Raw genomic sequence first — 19,317 nt, forward strand, 5'->3', positions numbered from 1 at the left:
TAGCAAGCAGGCCGAATTTTGTCATGGTATGCACGCGAGTTCTAAATACTAGCTGCATATGCCTCCCGAGTCAACCCGTGAGCATTGGCAAAGCTTATGCTTCGGATCGACTGCTGACGGATTACCTATGGATCCTGATAGTACTTGGGAATCTAGGCCCTAGGTCGTTGGTATGGGCCTAGGCACTTGGGGAGTGACGCCCATTACCCCAGCCCAAGGATCGATTCCCTCCGTCCCTAGGGGGTGAGCCTGGAGAGTAGCTCTCTGCCGTTGGTCTGAGCAGACCCTCAAAATCCTTGCGTGCCCGTTTGGTCTGTGAATCGTAGTTTGCGGTCCATCCGGGCTCAGGCCCGCAAACCAGCGCAACAGGTGGGAGTGGGTCGTCGAGGGCCGGGTTTTTCAGCGGACCCTTAAGGCCCCGCCAGGATCACCGCCTCGGCATCGGCCCGCGACAGGCCATAGGGAAAGTGACGCACACATACCTTGCCGTCGCTGTGCCAGCTCACCTTGAGCTCCTCAACCTCCAGCTCAATCTGGGCACTCCATTCAGGGCGGTGCAGGTCCCAGAGGCAGGGATTGGCACGCTGGCGCTTGGCACCCAACTGCTCCAGCCAGTGCTCCAAAGCCGGCAGGGGGTGGTGATAAAGCGGCGTTTTGGAACTGGGCATTTCGGTCATGGCTCCAACCCTGTCACGTTGGTGGAGGCGACCTCAGGCCACCAGCTCGGCCGTTGCACCAATTGGGCGCCGCGCATCCAGGCCACTCCCACACCCAAAACCAAGCTCAACACCAGGGCAAATCCCAACAGCAGCAGCGCCAGCCACTCGCCGCCAGAGAGATCACGCCGCACCGAAGCGGGCCGGGAAACTGTGGTCGAGGGCGCTGCAACCGGGTTGCTAAGCAGCGAAGGCGGGCGCAGCTGGTCGTCATAGCGCTGGCGCAGCACCGGATCGCTCAGCACCCCATAGGCCTGCTGCAGCTGCTGGAAAGCCAATGCAGCCTCCCCAGCCGGCAGCAAGGTGGTGTCGGGGTGGTAGCGCTTGCTCAGCCCCCGGAACGCTTGACGTAGCTCCTGGGGCGAGGCGGTCTGCGGCACCTGGAGCAAGGTGTAATAGCTGGGTGGGGAGCTGGCCAAAGGCAGGGCACCGGGCAATTGATCCGGTCTGCGGGATCCTAGGAATTCCAAACCCGTTGCCAAGCCGGATGGCTCGCACCCTCACCGCCAATGCTCTCTGGCAAGAGCTGGGCTGGCAGCCCAGCCCAGATCAAGAAAGGTTGCTGGGCGACCTGCAGCTGCAGCTACGCCAATGGAACAGCAAGCTCAACTTGACTCGCCTAGTGGAGGACGACGATTTCTGGATAGCCCAGGTGTTTGACAGCCTCTGGCCCCTGGTGCCCCTACTGCAATCGGGGGCAGACCAGGCACCGCTGCGGCTGATTGATGTGGGCACCGGCGGTGGCTTCCCCGGTCTGGCGCTGGCGATCGCCTTTCCCCAGGCCCAGTTGACCCTGGTGGATTCGGTGGGGCGCAAGGTGGAGGCGGTGCAAGCCATGGCCGCAGCGCTGGGGCTGGAGGAGCGGGTACAGCTGCGCTGCGAACGGATCGAGCGCACCGGCCAGCAGCCGGCCTGCCGGGGCCAGTTCGACTGGGCCCTGGCCCGCGCCGTGGCCAGTGCGCCGGTGGTGGCGGAATACTTAGTGCCCCTGCTGCAACCCCAAGGGCGAGCCCTGCTCTATCGCGGTCAGTGGTCCACCAGTGACCAACAGGACCTCGATGCCGCCCTTGCCCTTCTGAAAGCTGGCATCGACCAGTGCTTAGCCAGGGAATTACCCAGTGGCCGGGGCAGCCGTCACGCCCTGGTGATTAAACCGCTTGGCCCCTGCCCGAGCACCTATCCTCGGGCCGTTGGAGTTCCGGCTAAGCAGCCACTGGGCGCGGCAACGTGCGCTTGAGCCGTACGGGCGACGGCACACCAAGGGGCAAGATCTCCTGGTCGGCCAGCTGCTGCTGGAGCTGGGCTAGCTGCTCATAGGCAACCCAATGGATGCAATCAACGGGACAGGTATCAATCGCCTCTTGAATCAGCTCGGTGGAGTCGCCGTCCTGACGAATCGCCCGGGAGCGGCCCCAGTGGGGCTCCACTGCAAAGGTGTTAACGGCCACATGGGCGCAGTAGCGACAGCCAATACAGACCGCTTCGTCCACCCAAACAGCTTTCTGACCTAGAGCTCCACCCAGCAGTGGTTCGTGACCGGTGCGCCTCGACTCAGGTGGCAAGGCGGTGGCCGTAAACGCCAGGGAAGGATCAACCATGCCGGTATGGGGACCCAAATCTAGGCCCAACGGCTCACTACCAATTCGATGCTGCCGTCTTGCTGCTGGACTTGCTCGTTCACCTGGAAACCCTCCTCAGCCGTGGCTGCCAGGATGCTGCGCAGGGCATATCGCTGGTTGAGCTGGGCTAGAAAGCGCTCGACTGGCACGGGCTGGTTCCAGAGGTCGAGATCGGTCACCAATTCGTAGCTGCCAGTCTCAGGGTTGAGTCGAAAGCCAATATCAGCGCCATTGGCCTGAGCCACAGCCAGCTGAGCCTCCACGGTTTGGCCGCGATAGCCGCGCACCATCAAGGACCCTTGCCTTGGGCCATGGCCCAAATCCTCAAGCGCTTGTAACAAGGACTGGCTATCACGGAGCTCGGTCTTGATGGTGCTGAAGTGCGACATCGCTTTAGGAGGAAGTAATTGGTTTAAGAGAGGGAGTGAACCTGGCTCTGCTGGGCCTGTTGCTGGGAGAGAAAGGCCTCAGCCGTAGCCCGACGCTGCTGCACAACCCCGAGCCGAGCCTCAATGCGCTCGGTGAGCTGCTCGCAGGCCATACCCTGCAGCCCCTCTACAAGCTCATCGACACGTCCATCTGGATGGATCCGGTATCGGATGGTGATTTGCTCCATCCCAGAGGCTGAAGAAGTTTGGAAATGTTAACCAGGAAATCCTGGGGCTGTTCAGCTGAGCAAACCTTCCTCCACCAGCGTCTGCAAACGCTCCAACACTTCCGGCTGCTCGAGCTGCTCAAGGGCCAGCCTGGCCTCATCGCGCACCCCCGATTCGAAATCGTTGAGCATGGCGTGCAGCAGCGACTCAACCACCAGCTGCTGCCGGGGCTCCACCAGCTCGCCGTAGAGGCGACCAAGGGCCCAGGCGCTGTTGCTGCGCACCGCCGGCTCACTGTCGATGCGCAGGCTGAGCAACAGCTGGGCCGCGGCGGGATCGGCCTTAGCCGGCCCGGTGCAGCCGGCCTCAGCCAGGGAGCTGGCAGCCCAGAGGCGCACCGCGGCGATGTCCACCTGCAGGGAGCGAATCAGAGGATTAAGGATTGGGGCCTCTGGGTAGTTGCCAAGGCTCCAGGCCACGGCCTTGCGCACGTAGCCGTTGTCGTCTGAAACCAGCAGGCCCAGCAGGGGCTCAACCGCCTGGGGGCTGGGGTTGCGGCCCAAGGCGTAGACCGCGCTCATCCGCAGGATCGGGCAGCTCTCCGTCAGCAGCGGCAGCAGCAGGGGCAGGGCCCGGGGATCGCGGTGTTCACAAAAGATGCGCAACCCCTGCATGCACTGCTCCTGGCTGCCACCGCCCGAGTCGCCCCGCAACAACACCAAGCCCAGATCGCACTCAGCCGCCACATCGCTGGCCGTTGGATCACTGCTATCGAGGTCGTCGAGCGGATCACCACGCAGCTCCTCGGCCAGCTCCTCGGCGAGCATCTCCGGGTCGAGGTACAGCTCCTGGGGACTATCGCCAAAGGGACCAGCTCCTCCCGGCTGCTGATCGAACTGCGGAGAAAGGCTCACAACGTTGCCTCAGCCAATCGGAGCGGGGGCCGCCATATCGCCGGGCAACCAGATGCGGGCGCTCACGGCAAACAGGGCCAGTCCAAACAACACCACGATCGCGGCTGGCAGCAGGGTGGAGCGGAAGAATTGCACAGTCTTGGGGGGAGAGCAGGCGCCTGGCTCCATCATCGCCCGGCCGCGCCCCCCTAGGCACCCATCCCGCGCAGGCCGGCCTGCAGGCGGAAGCGCTGCTGCAGGCCCAACACAGCCAGCACAGCCACTACCAGCCCGCCCCAACCCCAAACGGGCAGTTTGAGCAGGAAGCCGCCGATGCCGAGCAGGGCTCCGAAAAGCACCGCACAGCTCAACACCAGCTGGCTAACCAGATCGAGCAGGGTTTCCTGGGGCTCGACGCCGGTGCGGCGCCGCCAGCCGGCCCAGCCCGGCCCGGCCGGCCTCACCTGGTGCACGAAGCGCTCGAGCACCTCGGCACTCTCCGGCGGGGTGGCCAGCATCACCAGGATCCAGAGCACGGCCGTGAGCAAGGTGGTTACCAGCAGCCGCACGCCGTAGTCGTCGATGCGCAGCAACGGCACCACGGAGGTGGAGAACCCCACCAGGAAGCCGCCAAGCATCGCCGCCAGCTCGGCGGCGGCATTGATCCGCCACCAGAACCAGCGCAGCACCAGCACCACCCCCGGGCCAGTGCCAATAGCAATCACCAGCCGGAACATGGTGCCGATGTTGGTGCTCAACAACGCCGTGAGCACACCCAGGGCCACCAGCACCACCGAGGCCAGCTGGCCCACCAGCAGCAGCTCCCGATCCTTGGCCTCCGGCCGCATGAAGCGCTGGTAGAGGTCGTGGGTGAGGTAGCTGGCACCCCAGTTAACCGCCGTGCTCACGGTGCTCATGAAGGCCGCCACCAGCGACACCACCACCAGGCCCAGGGCCACGGGAGGCAGCAGCTTCACCGCCAGCAGCGGGTAGCTCTGCTCCCAGTCGGTGGATTCGGGCAGCAACACCACCCCCGCCAGAGCCACCAGAATCCATGGCCAGCTGCGCAGCAGGTAGTTCACCCCAAGAAACACCCAGCTGGCAATGCGGGCCTGGCGCTCGTCGCGGGTGGCCAGCAGCCGCTGGATGAATTCACCGCCGCCGTCACTGCGGCGAAAACTCCACCACTGCAGGGCGATGTAGGCAGTGAAAGTGGACACCGAAATGCCAGCGCCTTCGATCCAGCTGAAGCGGCCACCCTCCAGCCGCCAAGGCACCAAGGAGAGAAGCTCCGGCCGGTTCAACTCGCGCACGCTGGCCAGCAGGGCATCCATGCCACCGGCGGCCTGCACCGCGTAAACAGCCACGGCCAGCGCTCCGGCCAAGGCCAGCACCAGTTGCAGCATGTCGGTCACTACCACGGCCCAGAGGCCCCCGGCAGCGGTGTACACGAGCACCAGCACCCCCACAATTGCCAGCAGCTGCAGCCTTGCGGCGGGAGTGGGGGCCAGCCCTAGGGCTTCGCTCACCTTGGCCATCGCCAGGAAGGCGTAGCCGATGCCGATGCAATTGATCGGCAGGGCAAACAAAAAGGCCTTGATGCCCCGCAGCCAGGCGGCGGTGGGGCCGCCATAGCGCAGCTCGGTGAAGGCGGCGTCGGTGAGCACACCGCTGCGGCGCCACAGGGGGGCAAACACCACCGCCATGGCCACATGGGCTACACCGAAGCTCCACCACTCCCAGTTGCCAGCCAGGCCGCGCACTCCCACCAGGCCAGCCACATAGAGGGGCGTGTCCACCGAGAAGGTGGTGGCCGCCATCGAGGCGCCGGCCAGCCAGCCCTTGAGCTGGCGGCCGGCCACGAAGTAGTCGGCCTGATCGCGGTTGCGCCGCGAAAGCCAAAGGCCCAACATCAAGCTGGCCACTAGATAACTGATTAAAATCAGCCAGTCAATCTTTGCCATAGCCGGACCTTAAGCCGGCTCCAGGCTGCCCTCAAGCCGGCGGCGCAGTTGGCCGCAGGCGGCATCGGCATCGAGGCCGCGGCTGGCCCGCACACTCACTGCCACGTGACGATCGATCAAGGCACGGCGAAACGCCTCGACTGCACCAGGCTCCGGACGCTGGAATTCCTCCTCGGCGATCGGGTTGTAGGGGATCAGATTCACATGGCTCTGGAAGCCGCGCAGGAGCCGCGCGAGCGCCTCGGCATGGCGAGGCTGGTCGTTTAGCCCGCCCAGCAGGATGTATTCAAAGCTCACCCGCCGGCCAGTGAGCTTGACGTAGTGGCGGCAATCAGCCAGCAATGCCTCCAGGGGATAGGCATGGGCCGTGGGGATCAGCTCCTCCCGCAGGCGCTGGTCTGGGGCATGCAGGCTCACCGCCAAGGTGAACTGGGCCCGGCCCAGCCGCTCTAGGGCCTGTTCCGCCAAGGTGGGCAAGCTTTTGGGCACGCCCACGGTGCTCACCGTGATCTGGCGCTGGGCCATACCCAGATCGGTGCAGAGGCAATCGATCGCTGCCAGCACCGCTTCGCTGTTGAGCAGGGGCTCACCCATGCCCATAAACACCACGTGACTGGGGCGCTGGTCCATCACCTCACGCACGCTCAGCACCTGATCGACGATCTCGTGCACCGCCAGGGAGCGCTGCAGCCCCCCTTTACCGGTGGCGCAAAAGCGACAGGCCATCGGGCAACCCACCTGGCTGCTCACACACACCGTCAGCCTGCCTTCGGCGGGGATGCCCACGGTCTCGAGGCTGAGCCCGTCGAAGGTACCTAGTAATAGTTTTGTGGTGCCATCACGGGCGACGCTGCGGTGCAGCTCCCGCGAGCGACCAATCCAGTCGCCGGCAGCACTGGGGGGCTGGCTGGCTAGCTGGTCCCGGAAGGCCTTGGGCAGCACAGTCACCTGGTCGAGGCTGCGGGCTCCCTTGGCGTAAAGCCAATCGTGCAGCTGGCGGCCGCGGAAGGCGGCTTGGCCATGGCCAACGGCCCACTGCTCCAAGGCCGCCAAACCCATCCCCAGCAGGGGAGTGGCAAGCGGCGCAGCAGGGGATGGGCTCAAGGCCAGATCAGCAAGCCGTGGCCCAGCTGCCATTCCGCCACCAGCAGGGCGATGAAACCCAGCATGGCCATGCGGCCATTGAGCAGCTCGGTGTGGGTGTGGAAGCCAAAGCGAGGCAACCGGCGCTGGGGCACCGGCGTGTTCAGGCTGGTGCGGGCAGAATTACTCATCGGTGAGCAGACCCTCTTCCTGCAGACCCTCGAGAGCAGCGGGATCAGCGATCAGCTCCTCCTCCAGACCCTCCTCAACGGATGGTCGGGTAAAGGCTGCCGTGCCGCTGGCGCTGGCTTCGATGCCATGGCGACTGCGAGTTGCCTCTAGATCCGCATCGGAGGGATCGTCGAGCACGGCCATCGACACCACAGGAGCAGGCATCTCGACGGTGTAGTCGGGACGCAGGTTCTGCATGCGGCGATAGCCCATGGCCTCCTCCTCGAGGATGTCGGGATGGGGGCCCGCCTCAGCCCGCAGCTCCTCTTCGAAGCCGCTGAAGCCCGTGCCCGCAGGGATCAGGCGGCCGATGATCACGTTCTCCTTGAGACCGCGCAGCCAGTCGCTCTTGCCTTCAATGGCAGCCTCGGTGAGCACCCGGGTGGTCTCCTGGAAGGAGGCAGCCGAGATGAAGCTGTCGGTATTGAGCGAGGCCTTGGTGATACCCAGCAGCACCGGTGTGAACTCGGCGGGTGCGCCACCGGTGATCGCCATGGCGCCGTTCACCTGCTCCACCTGACGCAGCTCGATTAGCTCACCAGGCAGCAGGGTGGTGTCCCCGGCATCCTCGATGCGCACCTTGCTGGTCATCTGGCGCACGATCACTTCGATGTGCTTGTCGCTGATCGAAACGCCCTGGCTCTTGTAGACGTTCTGCACTTCCGTAACCATGCGGAACTGCAGCTTGGAGATTGCCTCCTGGGCCGCCTCCATGGTGGGCTTGCGGCTGCGCAGATCTTCGAAGAAGCACTCCAGCAGCTCGTGGGGATTGATCGGTCCGTCGGTAAGCGACTCACCGGCATGCACCTGCTGGCTATCGCTCACCATCACGTTGCGACCCAGCAGAATTGGGTATTCGGTAAGGGCATCGTCGTGCTCAATCACCGAGACGGTGATTGAGTCGTCATCATCACCCTGCTTGATTTGCACGGTGCCGCTCTTGCGGCAAAGGATTGTGGATTCCCGCGGACGGCGGGCTTCAAGGAGCTCCTCAATACGGGGCAGACCCTGCACGATGTCGCCTGTCTTTTGACGTTCGAACACCAGCAGGGCCAGGGCGTCACCGCGCTGCACCAACTCACCATCGCGCACGTGCAGCACGGAATCGGGCGACACCATGTAGGGCCGACCGAGGCGAATGGTGAGGATGCTGCCATTAATGGCCTCCACCTGACCGCAGCAGGGGGCTTCGATCCCTTCCGCCAGCCGGTCCCCATCGACGATGCGCTGCTCAACCGCGACCTCGGGGTTAGCCGAACCCAGATCAATATTGCGGGTGTCGCCATCGCGCTCCACGATCAGGCGACGGATCGGTTCACCATCTACCAGATCAGGCAGCTGCACCACCCCGTCTTCCTTGCAGAGAATCTGGGTGGTGGCCACCACATCGCCGCGCTTGACAGCAATACCGTCTTCGACCTGGAGATCGGTGTGGGTGGAGCCGTGGCTGGCATCGGAGAGGGTGTCGCGACGCACCAGCAGGGTTTCCAAGATCGTCAGCTGTAGGCGCTCAATCGTCTTGGCCCGCTTATCAGACACCGCTTCCACATCCACAGTCATCTGGGGGGTGGTGTCGATGGTTTCCAGGATCAGCTGGGTGCGCAGCAATTCCACGCCATCGACGCTCTTGATCAGCTCACCGTCCTTAAAGGCCAGGCGCTGGGTCGCCTTGAGGGTGAGGGAGGGGCCGCCAGACTGCTTAATCGCACCCAGCTCAGGCAGGTGGGCAGCATCTGGGATGGCGTACTCCTCCACCGGACGCAGCAGCAGGGCTCCACCGTCGGGAGTTTCAACAGTTTCGACAAACAACATCGCCTCAGCCTTGAGACCCTTGGCGATCTCCTCACCAGGGGTAACCATCTTGCCGTCAGCAAATTTGCTGATGGTCTTGCTGTCGGAGACCAGGTGCAGGGTGCCGGAGCGCACAATGATCTCCCGAAGAATGTCGTTCTTCTGGGCCACTGTGACGATGCCAGCGGTCTGGCTGAAGATGTCCTTGACAACCTCAGTGCCGGCCTCGATCCATTGGCCGTCCTCGATCATCAACAAGGAAATGTCCTTGTTGATCTCGTGGGTCTCCTGCGGGATCCATAGCAGGGTGCCACCCTTACTCACCTCGTAGCCGTTCTTGGCGCTGCGGGCTTTCTTGATCGCCAGACCAGGTGCAAACTTGACGGTGCCTCCAGATTGGGTGCGGAAGCGGTCGTCGGCCAGCTCGGCGATCACCTCGCCGTTGGCGATCTTGCTACCCGGGGCAGTATTGAGGCGGTAGCGGATGTTGTCCTTGCCCTCGAGGTGCCAGATCTCTCCGGAGTGGGTGGATTCACCAACCAGCTTGCAGTCTTTGAGGGTGAGGCTGGCGGTGACGATCTGCACCTCACGGGAGTCGCCAGCGCTATCGCGCAGGCGCACGGCCCCGCCGTACTCGCTCACCAAGCGGCTTTCGGCCAGCACTTCCCCGGTAGTGACGGCCTTATTGCCACCCACCACTGGAAGGGCATTGGGGGGCAGGTTGTAGACGTCACCGCTGAACACCCACATCCGTCCCAGGCGCTGGGCCTTAAGGGTGATGTTGCCCTGGCGGTCGGTGACCTCCTTGGGCTGGATCGCATCCTCATAACGCACCTGACCAGCCAGGTCGCAGATCACGTCCTTGGTGGCCTTCTCAATGCTCTTTTTAACCGTCACGCCAGCGGCAATCTGGGCCAGGATCGTGTCGCCGGGCACGGTGTCGCCATCGGCGACAAACAGGATCGAGCCGCTAACAATATCGAGCTTTTGCAGCTTGCCCTTACCCGTGGGCTTAACGCTGAGGGTGAAGTCCGTTTCGGCTAGCTGGGCCTCCACACCGTGGGGGGTGCGGTATGGACGCACCCGGGCCTTGGGGCCAAATTCGACCGTACCGTCGACAAGTGAGCGCACCACGCCGGATTCGGCCGTGGACACACCACCGGTGTGGAAGGTCCGCATCGTCAACTGGGTGCCGGGTTCACCAATCGACTGGGCAGCAACGATGCCGACGGCTTCGCCGAGATCAACTAGTTGGTTGTGGGCTAGAGCCCAGCCATAGCACTTACGGCACACCGAACGGGAGGCCTCGCAGGTAAGCGGCGAACGCACCTTCACCGTTTTCACCCCACCGGCCTCAATGCGGCGGGAAAGGATTGGGTCAATTTCACCGTCCCGCTCAACGAGGATTTCGCCGTCCTCTGCGACTACAGGCTCGGCTGCTAAGCGACCGATCAACCTGGTACCAAACCTGCCTTTCTCATCGGCATCGATCGGAATACTGCGGGTAGTGCCGCAGTCGTCTTCCCGCACAATCACGTCCTGGGCCACGTCCACCAAACGGCGGGTGAGGTAGCCGGAGTCGGCCGTACGCAGAGCGGTATCCACCAGACCCTTGCGGGCGCCGTAGGAGGAGATCACATATTCGGTAACAGTTAGCCCCTCGCGGAAGTTGGTGCGAATCGGCAGGTCGATGATCTCCCCCTGGGGGTTGGCCATCAAGCCGCGCATACCCACCAGCTGGCGCACCTGGGACATGTTCCCACGGGCACCGGAGTTGGCCATCATCCACACCGAGTTGAGTGGATCGTTCTCGTTGAAATTGCGGCGTACCGCAGCAACTAGACGCTCGTTGGTTTCGGTCCAGGTGTCGATCACCTTGGTGTGGCGCTCAACCTCGGTGATCTCACCAAGCCGGTAGCGCTCTTCGGTTTCGGTGATCTGCTCCTCGGCTTCCGCCAGCAGGGCAGCTTTGTCACTAGGAATGCGCAGGTCGTCAACGGAGATCGAAACGGCGGCCTGGGTGGCGTAGTGGAAGCCGAGATCCTTGAGCTCATCGGCCATCGAAGCCGTAGCTGCGGTGCCGTGATGCTTATAAGCCCAAGCCACCAGATTGCGCAGCGCCTTCTTATCGATGATGCGATTGCGGAAAGGCGGCGCCTGCTTGCTGAGGGCCTTGCTCGCCTTCAGTGCCGCAGCAGCGGCGACTTCTAGGGCAGCTGCCTCAGCGGCCTTCTTGGCACTCTTTTTGGTGGTTTTCTTGGCGGGTGTGGCTGTCATGGCTGCGCGCGGTTAATAGACGTATTAGGAAGGAAAACGGAAGCCTGGAACCTTGAGTCCGGATCGGCCGTCAGGTCGCAGCCACGGCGTCGATGATCGTGTGGTTGATCACGACACGGCCCACGGTGGTCAGCAGGTAGCGACTAATTAGGGCGCCATCTTCATCAAAGCGATCGCGGCGGAAGAGCCACTGCTCGATGCGCGTGCCATCGCTGAGGGTCTCCTCTTTTTGAGGTTGTTTATCCTCGTCATCGTTCTCCACCTCGCCGTTGAAACGCACCCAGATCCAATCGTGGAGATGGAGATGCTTTTCCTCAAAGGCATCAATCACATCATCGAGGTTGGCGAAGGTATTGGCCCGGTCGCCAAACTCGGGTTTAATCGCGCCAGGCTTTTCGGCCGTGAGGTAATAGGCGCCGAGCACCATGTCCTGGGACGGGGTGATGATCGGCTCGCCAGTGGCGGGCGAAAGGATGTTGTTGCTGGCCAGCATCAACATGCGGGCCTCAGTTTGGGCTTCGATCGCCAGGGGCACGTGCACAGCCATCTGGTCACCGTCAAAGTCGGCGTTAAAGGCCGGGCACACCAGCGGGTGTAGCTGGATGGCGCGACCATCAACCAGTTTTGGCTCAAAGGCCTGAATGCCGAGACGGTGCAGGGTCGGAGCTCGGTTCAGCAGGATCGGGTGACCTTCGATCACCTCCTGAAGCACCTGCATCACCTCATCGTCGGCGCGCTGAATCAGCTTCTTTGCTGCCTTGATGTTGTTAACGATGTTTTGGCGGATTAGGCGATGGATCACGAACGGCTGGAACAGCTCGATCGCCATCTCCTTAGGCAGGCCGCACTGGTGCATCTTCAGCTTCGGACCGACCACGATCACGGAACGACCGGAGTAGTCGACTCGCTTACCGAGCAGGTTTTGACGGAAGCGGCCCTGCTTGCCCTCGATGATGTCGCTAAGCGACTTGAGTGCCCGGTTGTTTGCACCCACCACGGTGCGACCGCGGCGGCCGTTGTCGATTAGGGCGTCAACCGCCTCCTGCAGCATCCGCTTCTCGTTGCGGACGATGATTTCAGGGGCCAGGATCTCTTGCAAGCGGGCCAACCGGTTGTTCCGGTTGATGACGCGGCGATAGAGGTCGTTGAGGTCTGAAGTGGCGAAACGGCCGCCGTCGAGCTGCACCATCGGCCGCAGGTCTGGTGGGATCACAGGGATCACATCGAGCACCATCCAATCCGGGCGAGCACCGGTAGCGATGAAGTTGTCGATCACGCGCAAGCGCTTGATCAGCTTGGCCCGCTTCTGCCCCTTGCTAGCAGCAATGTCCTCGCGCAGCTGCTCGGCGGTCTCGTTGAGTTCGAGATCTTCCAGCAGTTGCTTTAGGGCCTCGGCGCCGATGCCCACCACGGGCTCATTCTCGATATCCGAATCCTCAGCGTAGATCTGGTCTTCAATCTCCAACCACTCATCTTCGGTGAGTAGCTGCTTATAGGTGAGGTCCTTGTGATCGCCCGCATCGAGCACCACGTAGCAGTTGAAGTAAACAATCTGCTCCACATCCCGCAGGGGCATGTCCAGCAGGATCGCCACGTAGCTGGGGATGCCCTTGAGATACCAAACGTGGGATACGGGGGCAGCCAGTTTGATGAAGCCCATGCGGTGACGGCGCACCCGGCTCTCCGTTACCTCCACACCACAGCGCTCGCAGACGATGCCGCGGTGACGCACCCGCTTGTACTTGCCGCAGTGGCACTCCCAGTCCTTGGACGGGCCAAAGATCTTCTCGCAGAAGAGCCCGTCCATCTCGGGCTTGAGCGTGCGGTAGTTGATGGTTTCGGGCTTGGTTACCTCACCCACCACTTGACCGTTAGGCAGCGTGCGCTGCCCCCACTCCATGATCCGCTCGGGCGACGCCAAGGTGATCTTGACGTAGTCGAAGTGGTTTTCGGTACGGAGGTTGCTGTTGGACATCGGCTTGCAGCTCGCGGAGATCGAGAAAGGAAGGGGAGGCACGGCTTCGCCCGCAGGAGGGGCGATCCGCGATCAATCAGCGATCAATCGTCGTCATAGTCCGCGACGCCGAGGGATTCGTAGGTGGGACGGCTGGGGGTGCTGCGGCGGGGGTTGACGTCTTGCATGAGATCAACTTCTTCGCCAGCGTCGGTATAGACGGCGATGTCGAGGCCCAGCGACTGAAGCTCACGCATCAGCACCTTGAACGACTCCGGCGTGCCAGGGCGGGGGATCGGCTTGCCTTTAACGATGGCGTTGAGCGCCTCGTTGCGGCCCTGCATGTCATCGGACTTGACGGTGAGCAGTTCCTGCAGGGTGTAGGCGGCGCCATAGGCCTCAAGAGCCCAGACCTCCATCTCACCGAGGCGCTGGCCGCCCTGCTGGGCCTTGCCGCCTAGGGGCTGCTGGGTCACCAGTGAATAAGGGCCGGTGGAGCGGGCGTGGATCTTGTCGTCCACCAGGTGCACCAGCTTGAGGATGTGGGCGTAACCCACAGTCACGGGCTGGTCGAAAGGCTCGCCGCTGCGGCCATCAATCAGCTGGATCTTGCCTGGGTTGCCAGGGTTGTATACCCATTCCTTGCCAGGCAATTTGGCAGCTTCCTCTAGGTAGGCCTGCACGGTTTGCTTCGACTTTTCAGCGCCGTGCATCTCATCAAACGGCACCACCTTGACGCGGCAGTCGAGGTGGGAAGAGGCCCAGCCCATCAGGCACTCAAACACCTGACCCACATTCATCCGGCTCGGCACACCCAGGGGGTTGAGCACGATGTCGATGGGGGTGCCATCGGGCAGGTAGGGCATGTCCTGCTGGGGCAGGATGCGGCTGATGATGCCCTTGTTGCCGTGGCGGCCCGCCATCTTGTCGCCCACCTGGATCTTGCGGCGCTGGGCCACATAAACCCGCACCACCATGTTGGCGCCGGGCGGTAGTTCGTCGCCTTGCTCGCGGGTGTAGATGCGCACGTCAACAACCCGGCCCCGCTCGGTGCTAGGCACCCGCAGGGAGTTGTCGCGCACGTCGCGGGCCTTCTCACCGAAGATCGCGCGCAGCAGCTTCTCTTCTGGGGGCTGGTCGGATTCGCCCTTAGGGGTCACCTTGCCCACCAAGATGTCGCCGCTTTCGACGTAGGCGCCGATGCGGATAATCCCCATCTCGTCGAGGTGGCCCAGGCTCTCTTCGGCCACATTGGGGATTTCCCGGGTGATCTCCTCAGGCCCAAGCTTGGTCTGCCGGGCTTCGATCTCGTACTTCTCGATGTGAACCGAGGTGTAGAGATCGTCGTGCACCAGCCGATCGCTGAGCAGGATCGCGTCTTCGTAGTTGTAGCCCTCCCAGGGCATGTAGGCGATCAGCACGTTTTGCCCCAGGGCGATCTCGCCGCCCTCGCATGCAGAACCATCGGCCAGCACCTGACCGGCAATCACGGGATCGCCCTGACGCACGATCGGCCGTTGATTGAGGCAGGTGTCCTGGTTGGAGCGCTGGTACTTCTGCAAGTGGTGCACGTGCTCGGTGCCGTGCTCATCGCGAATCACGATGGCGGTGGCATCGACGAAGGTGACCGTGCCATTAACCCGGGTGATCGGCACCATGCCGGAGTCGCGGGCCACCTGGGTTTCCAGGCCGGTGCCCACTAAGGGGCGCTCTGGCCGCAGCAGAGGCACGGCCTGACGCTGCATGTTGGAGCCCATGAGGGCCCGGTTGGCATCGTCATGCTCCAGGAAGGGGATCAAGGAGGTGGCCACCGAAATCACCTGCACCGGCGAGAGCTGGACGTAATCGACCTGCTCAGGGGGCACCTTCTCAAAGTCCTGGCGGTAGCGCACAGGCACTAAATCAGCGGTGATGTAGCCATCGGCATTGGTGGGCACGTCGCCAGGGGCTACGCGGCACTCATCCTCGAGATCGGCAGAAAGATAGATGGGATCGCCGCTCTTATGAACGATGCCCTCCTCCACCCTCCAGAAGGGAGTCTCGATGAAGCCGTACTCGTTGACTCGGGCGTGGGTGGCCAGGGAGCCAATCAGGCCTGCATTAGGTCCTTCCGGTGTCTCAATCGGGCAGATGCGGCCGTAGTGGGAAGGGTGGATGTCGCGCACCGCAAAACCCGCCCGTTCGCGGGTCAAACCGCCTGGGCCCAGGGCGCTAATCCGGCGCTTGTGGGTGAGCTCCGCCAGGGGATTGGTCTGGTCCATGAACTGGCTCAGCTGGCTGGAGCCAAAGAACTCCTTGATCGCCGCCACTAGGGGCTTGGGGTTCACCAGCTGGGCAGGGGTCAGCGATTCTGTTTCGCCGACCGTCATGCGCTCTTTGATGATGCGCTCAAGTCTGTTGAGGCCCACCCGCACCTGGTTTTGCAGCAGCTCTCCCACTGAGCGCACCCGGCGATTGCCGAGGTGGTCAATGTCATCGAGGCTGGCGCCGCCCACATCGAGCTCGAGATTGATCAAGTAGTCGATGGTGCTGAGCACGTCCTCAGGCGTGAGGGTGCGCACGGCATCAGGGATGGTGAGGCGCAACTTCTTATTGATCTTGTAGCGACCAACGCGACCTAGGTCGTAGCGCTTGGCATCGAAGAAGCGGCTGTGTAGCAGGGTCTGGCCGCCGCTGACAGAGGGAGGTTCACCCGGCCGCAGCTTTTTGTAGAGCTCCAGTAGGGCTTGGTCTTCAGAGGAGATGCCCTCGTCGTTTGCCGACTCGATCGATTTCTGGTAGTACTCCGGATGGCGCAATTTATCAAGCACGTCGTTGTCCGACAGGCCGATAGCCCGCATCAACACGTGGGCATTGATTTTGCGCGTCTTGTCGACCCGAACGTGCAGCAGGTCGTTCTTGTCGGTTTCAAACTTCAACCAGGCACCCCGGTTTGGGATAAGGCTGGCGTTGAAGGTTTTGCGACCGTTCTTATCTTGCTCGTCCTTGAAATAGACGCCTGGTGAGCGCACGATCTGATTAACGATCACCCGCTCGGCGCCGTTGATGATGAAGGTGCCCCGCTCGGTCATCAAGGGCAGCTCGCCGATGAAAACCTCCTGCTCCTTGATCTCTCCTGTCTCCTTATTAACCAGGCGGCAGGTGACATACATCTGGGAAGCGAAAGTCGCATCCCGGCGCTTCGCCTCTTCAACGTCGTGGCGGGGACGCTTCAGGCGGTACTCGCTACCGATGAAGTGCAGCTCGAGCTTGCCGGTGTAGTCGGTGATCGGCGAAAAGCTTTCCAGCTCTTCGATCAGGCCCTTCTCCAGGAACCATTTGAAGCTCGCGCGCTGCACCTCCACCAAATCGGGCAGATATGTGGCGGTCTTAGCGACCTGGATCGCGCTGCTCATGCGGTGAACCTGCAGGAACGGATGGATAAGGACTGGGCAGTGGAACGCATTTGATGCCGATCACCACAGACTTGAATACTCCGCAACCGCCCACACAAACAGCCGCTCCCCTCGTAGGGAACGGCTGCCCGCGGGGGCATGCTTAACGGGGTCGCTTCAAGAGTGCAGACGTCGACAACAAGCAGCGCTTCCGCTTCCGGGCCAATGAAACATCATACATTGTGAAGCGGCAGTCCAAACAGCCGTGCCGCGTTGGCACTGCTGGTATTAGCCACTTCTGTGAGGGTTTGCCCACGCAAATCGGCGACTCGGGCTGCCACCGCCGCCACAAAAGCCGGCTCGTTGCGCTTGCCGCGGCGGGGCACCGGCGCCAAGAAGGGGCAATCGGTTTCCACCAGGTAGCGATCAGCGGGCACCTGGCGGGCGCAGGCATGGGTGGCTTCCGCCTTGGCAAAAGTCACCGTGCCGCTAAAGCTAATGAAGAAGCCGAGCTCTAAAAAACCAGCCATCTCCCCCGGATCTCCGCCCCAGCAATGCATCACGCCGCGAGGGCAGCCCCCAAGGGAGGCCCGCTGCCGCAGTAGGGCCAGCATCGGCTCGGCAGCGTCGCGGCAATGCACGATCACAGGCAGGTCCAGCTCCACTGCCAGATCAAGCTGGGGCTCGAGCATGGCCATCTGGGCAGCCAAATTTTGCTCCCGGAACAGATCGAGGCCAAGCTCGCCGATGGCCACCACCCGCCGATCAGCCTGGGCGGCTTGACGCAAAATCTCTGGCGTGTCGGGCTGCCAGTGCTCGGTGTCGAGCGGATGGACCCCTACGGAATAGCGCAATTCCGGGAAACGATCAGCCAGGGCACGGATCGCTGGAATCTCCCCGGGCTCTACGCAGGCATGGACTAGGGAACGGACACCTGCATCACGCCAGCGCTGGGCCACCGCCTCTAGATCGTCGTCGAAATTGCGAAAAACGATGTGGCAGTGGCTGTCAACCAAAACGGGCAATCCCGATTCAATTGGCGCTGGCGAGGCAATCACAGTGGGGAGCTTGGCTCAGGCTTGGGCAACGGCTGCCGGCTCAATCACCTGCTTCACAGCCAAACTGATACGCGACTTCTGGTTAGCACCGGTGTTGCGGTGCAGCACACCCACCTTCACAGCCTTATCAATCTTGCTGAAGGCAGCATTCATGGTGCTTTGAACAGCCGTCTTGGCGTCTTCACCAGGGGTCTGGGAATAGGCGCTGCAAGCGGTGAAGCAGCGCTTCATCAAGGTGCGCAGGGCCGACTTGTAGGTGCGGTTGCGGAGACGGTTGCGCTCGGCAACCTCAATGCGCTTCTTCGATGAGGTGTTATTGGCCACAGGCGGACGGACGCTGGATCAGAGAAGGTAGATCCTACCGTCAGGCCCTCCTTAGGGGCCTCACCGCCTGCAAGAGCTGTGCCGGCCTAACTTGACAATCCCGTAACCCTGAGCCGTTCCGTGGTCGCAACACCTGTTGCCCTATCGATCAGCTGCCTGCGCGATGACGGTTCAAACGCCGCCTCTGATCGGCTGGCAACCATCGCCGAGCGCACCAGTGGCGGGCGCCTGCGCGAGGAGATGGCTCGGGTCGAGGAGATCCTCTCCAGGGTGCAGGCGGCAGGCGATGCCGCCCTGATGGAGCTCACCGAACGCTTTGACGGCGTGCGCCCCGATCCACTGAGGATTCCGCCCACGCGCCTGGCCGAGGCCTGGCAAGCCACACCAGCAGACCTGCAGGACGCCCTACGCCTGGCCCATCAGCGAATTCTTGCGTTCCATCAGCATCAACTGCCAGCCGACCTGGCCGTCACCGGGCCCCATGGCGAACTACTGGGTCGGCGCTGGCGGCCGGTACAGCGGGCCGGCCTTTACGTCCCGGGGGGACGGGCCTCATACCCCAGCACCGTGCTGATGAATGCTGTGCCGGCGCGGGTAGCCGGGGTGCAGCGGCTCGTGATGGTGACGCCCCCAGGCCCCGGTGGCGAGCCCCCAGAAACCGTGCTGGCAGCCGCCCACCTGGCCGGAGTGGAAGAGGTGTATCGGGTTGGGGGCGCCCAGGCGATCGGCGCCCTGGCCTTCGGTACCGCCACCATTCCCCGGGTCGACGTGATCAGCGGCCCCGGCAACCTCTACGTGACCCTGGCCAAAAAAGCGGTCTACGGCCGCGTAGCAATCGACTCGCTGGCAGGCCCCAGTGAGGTGCTGGTGATCGCCGACCACAGCGCCCGGGCCGACCAGGTGGCCGCCGACCTGCTGGCCCAGGCCGAGCACGACCCCCTAGCCGCCGCGATCCTGCTGACCACCAGCCCGGAGCTGGCCGCCGCCATGCCAGCTGCCCTGGAGGCCCAGCTCGAAAACCACCCCAGATCTGAGATCACCCGCACCGCCCTCAACGACTGGGGCCTGATTGTGCTCTGCGACAGCCTTGGCCGCGCCGCCCAACTCAGCGACTGTTTCGCCCCCGAACATCTGGAGCTGCTGGTGGAAGACCCGGAAAGCCTGGCCGAACAGATCCAGCACGCCGGCGCCATCTTCATGGGTCCATACACCCCCGAGGCCGTCGGCGACTATCTAGCCGGCCCTAACCACACCCTGCCCACCGCCGGCACGGCCCGCTTCGCCGGCGCCCTGAGCGTGGAGACCTTCATGCGCCACACCAGCCTGATCCGCTTCAACCGGGAGGCCTTGGATGCCACCGGGTCTGCGGTGATCACCCTGGCCGAAAGCGAGGGGCTGCACAGCCATGCCGAATCGGTGCGGCGTCGGCTGACCTGA

The 19,317-nt window shown here is 63.0% G+C and carries 17 protein-coding genes; 2 read left to right on the plus strand and 15 right to left on the minus strand.

Annotated elements, in window-relative coordinates; genetic code table 11:
• Positions 1-410: 410 nt before the first annotated feature.
• Positions 411-677 (minus strand): DUF3143 domain-containing protein, encoded by a 267-nt coding sequence (locus AC01FP_RS09750; protein ID WP_474479862.1) that lies wholly within the window; start codon positions 675-677, stop codon positions 411-413.
• Positions 674-1,135 carry a J domain-containing protein gene (locus AC01FP_RS09755; RefSeq protein ID WP_474479863.1) on the minus strand — a complete coding sequence of 154 codons (462 nt, stop codon included), beginning with the start codon at positions 1,133-1,135 and terminating at the stop codon, positions 674-676. Before AC01FP_RS09755 ends, AC01FP_RS09750 begins: the two co-directional genes overlap by 4 nt.
• A gap of 56 nt (positions 1,136-1,191) precedes the next feature.
• On the opposite strand from AC01FP_RS09755, the gene rsmG reads away from it, so the two are divergent.
• Positions 1,192-1,953, plus strand: a complete 762-nt coding sequence (gene rsmG, locus AC01FP_RS09760; protein WP_474479864.1) for a 16S rRNA (guanine(527)-N(7))-methyltransferase RsmG — start codon at positions 1,192-1,194, stop codon at positions 1,951-1,953.
• Here the strand turns inward: rsmG and AC01FP_RS09765 are convergent.
• The 13 genes from AC01FP_RS09765 to rpsT form a co-directional block, all read right to left on the minus strand.
• Entirely contained in the window at positions 1,919-2,314 is a 396-nt protein-coding gene (locus AC01FP_RS09765; protein WP_474479865.1) for a ferredoxin, read from the minus strand. The two genes, rsmG and AC01FP_RS09765, sit on opposite strands and share 35 nt — an antisense overlap.
• A gap of 20 nt (positions 2,315-2,334) precedes the next feature.
• Entirely contained in the window at positions 2,335-2,724 is a 390-nt protein-coding gene (locus AC01FP_RS09770) for a DUF1257 domain-containing protein (RefSeq protein WP_474479866.1), read from the minus strand.
• A 23-nt stretch (positions 2,725-2,747) separates the two neighbouring features.
• Positions 2,748-2,951: a DUF2997 domain-containing protein gene (locus tag AC01FP_RS09775; protein WP_474479867.1), complete on the minus strand. Its 204-nt coding sequence runs from the start codon at positions 2,949-2,951 to the stop codon at positions 2,748-2,750.
• 51 nt (positions 2,952-3,002) lie between these two features.
• Positions 3,003-3,758 carry a HEAT repeat domain-containing protein gene (locus AC01FP_RS09780; protein WP_474479885.1) on the minus strand — a complete coding sequence of 252 codons (756 nt, stop codon included), beginning with the start codon at positions 3,756-3,758 and terminating at the stop codon, positions 3,003-3,005.
• A 96-nt stretch (positions 3,759-3,854) separates the two neighbouring features.
• Complete coding sequence (locus AC01FP_RS09785; protein WP_474479888.1) at positions 3,855-4,013, minus strand: hypothetical protein; 159 nt, start codon at positions 4,011-4,013, stop codon at positions 3,855-3,857.
• Positions 4,014-4,033: 20 nt separating this feature from the next.
• Positions 4,034-5,788 (minus strand): sodium:solute symporter family protein, encoded by a 1,755-nt coding sequence (locus AC01FP_RS09790; protein WP_474479868.1) that lies wholly within the window; start codon positions 5,786-5,788, stop codon positions 4,034-4,036.
• Between the two features lie 9 nt (positions 5,789-5,797).
• Entirely contained in the window at positions 5,798-6,847 is a 1,050-nt protein-coding gene (gene rlmN / locus AC01FP_RS09795) for a dual-specificity RNA methyltransferase RlmN (protein WP_474479886.1), read from the minus strand.
• A 41-nt stretch (positions 6,848-6,888) separates the two neighbouring features.
• Complete coding sequence (locus AC01FP_RS09800) at positions 6,889-7,062, minus strand: high light inducible protein (protein ID WP_474479869.1); 174 nt, start codon at positions 7,060-7,062, stop codon at positions 6,889-6,891.
• Positions 7,055-11,170: a DNA-directed RNA polymerase subunit beta' gene (locus AC01FP_RS09805; RefSeq protein WP_474479870.1), complete on the minus strand. Its 4,116-nt coding sequence runs from the start codon at positions 11,168-11,170 to the stop codon at positions 7,055-7,057. The genes AC01FP_RS09800 and AC01FP_RS09805 overlap by 8 nt, the downstream gene beginning before the upstream one ends.
• Before the next feature lie 70 nt (positions 11,171-11,240).
• Positions 11,241-13,145: a DNA-directed RNA polymerase subunit gamma gene (locus AC01FP_RS09810; protein ID WP_474479871.1), complete on the minus strand. Its 1,905-nt coding sequence runs from the start codon at positions 13,143-13,145 to the stop codon at positions 11,241-11,243.
• Positions 13,146-13,228: 83 nt separating this feature from the next.
• Entirely contained in the window at positions 13,229-16,519 is a 3,291-nt protein-coding gene (gene rpoB, locus AC01FP_RS09815; protein ID WP_474479872.1) for a DNA-directed RNA polymerase subunit beta, read from the minus strand.
• A gap of 212 nt (positions 16,520-16,731) precedes the next feature.
• Positions 16,732-17,523: a TatD family hydrolase gene (locus AC01FP_RS09820; RefSeq protein ID WP_474479873.1), complete on the minus strand. Its 792-nt coding sequence runs from the start codon at positions 17,521-17,523 to the stop codon at positions 16,732-16,734.
• 48 nt (positions 17,524-17,571) lie between these two features.
• Positions 17,572-17,880, minus strand: coding sequence for a 30S ribosomal protein S20 (rpsT, locus tag AC01FP_RS09825; RefSeq protein WP_474479874.1), 309 nt, complete (start codon positions 17,878-17,880; stop codon positions 17,572-17,574).
• Positions 17,881-18,000: 120 nt separating this feature from the next.
• On the opposite strand from rpsT, the gene hisD reads away from it, so the two are divergent.
• A complete protein-coding gene (gene hisD, locus AC01FP_RS09830) occupies positions 18,001-19,317 on the plus strand; it encodes a histidinol dehydrogenase (RefSeq protein ID WP_474479875.1) in 1,317 nt (438 codons plus the stop codon).

It is taken from the genome of Cyanobium sp. NIVA-CYA 375 (assembly GCF_056108345.1).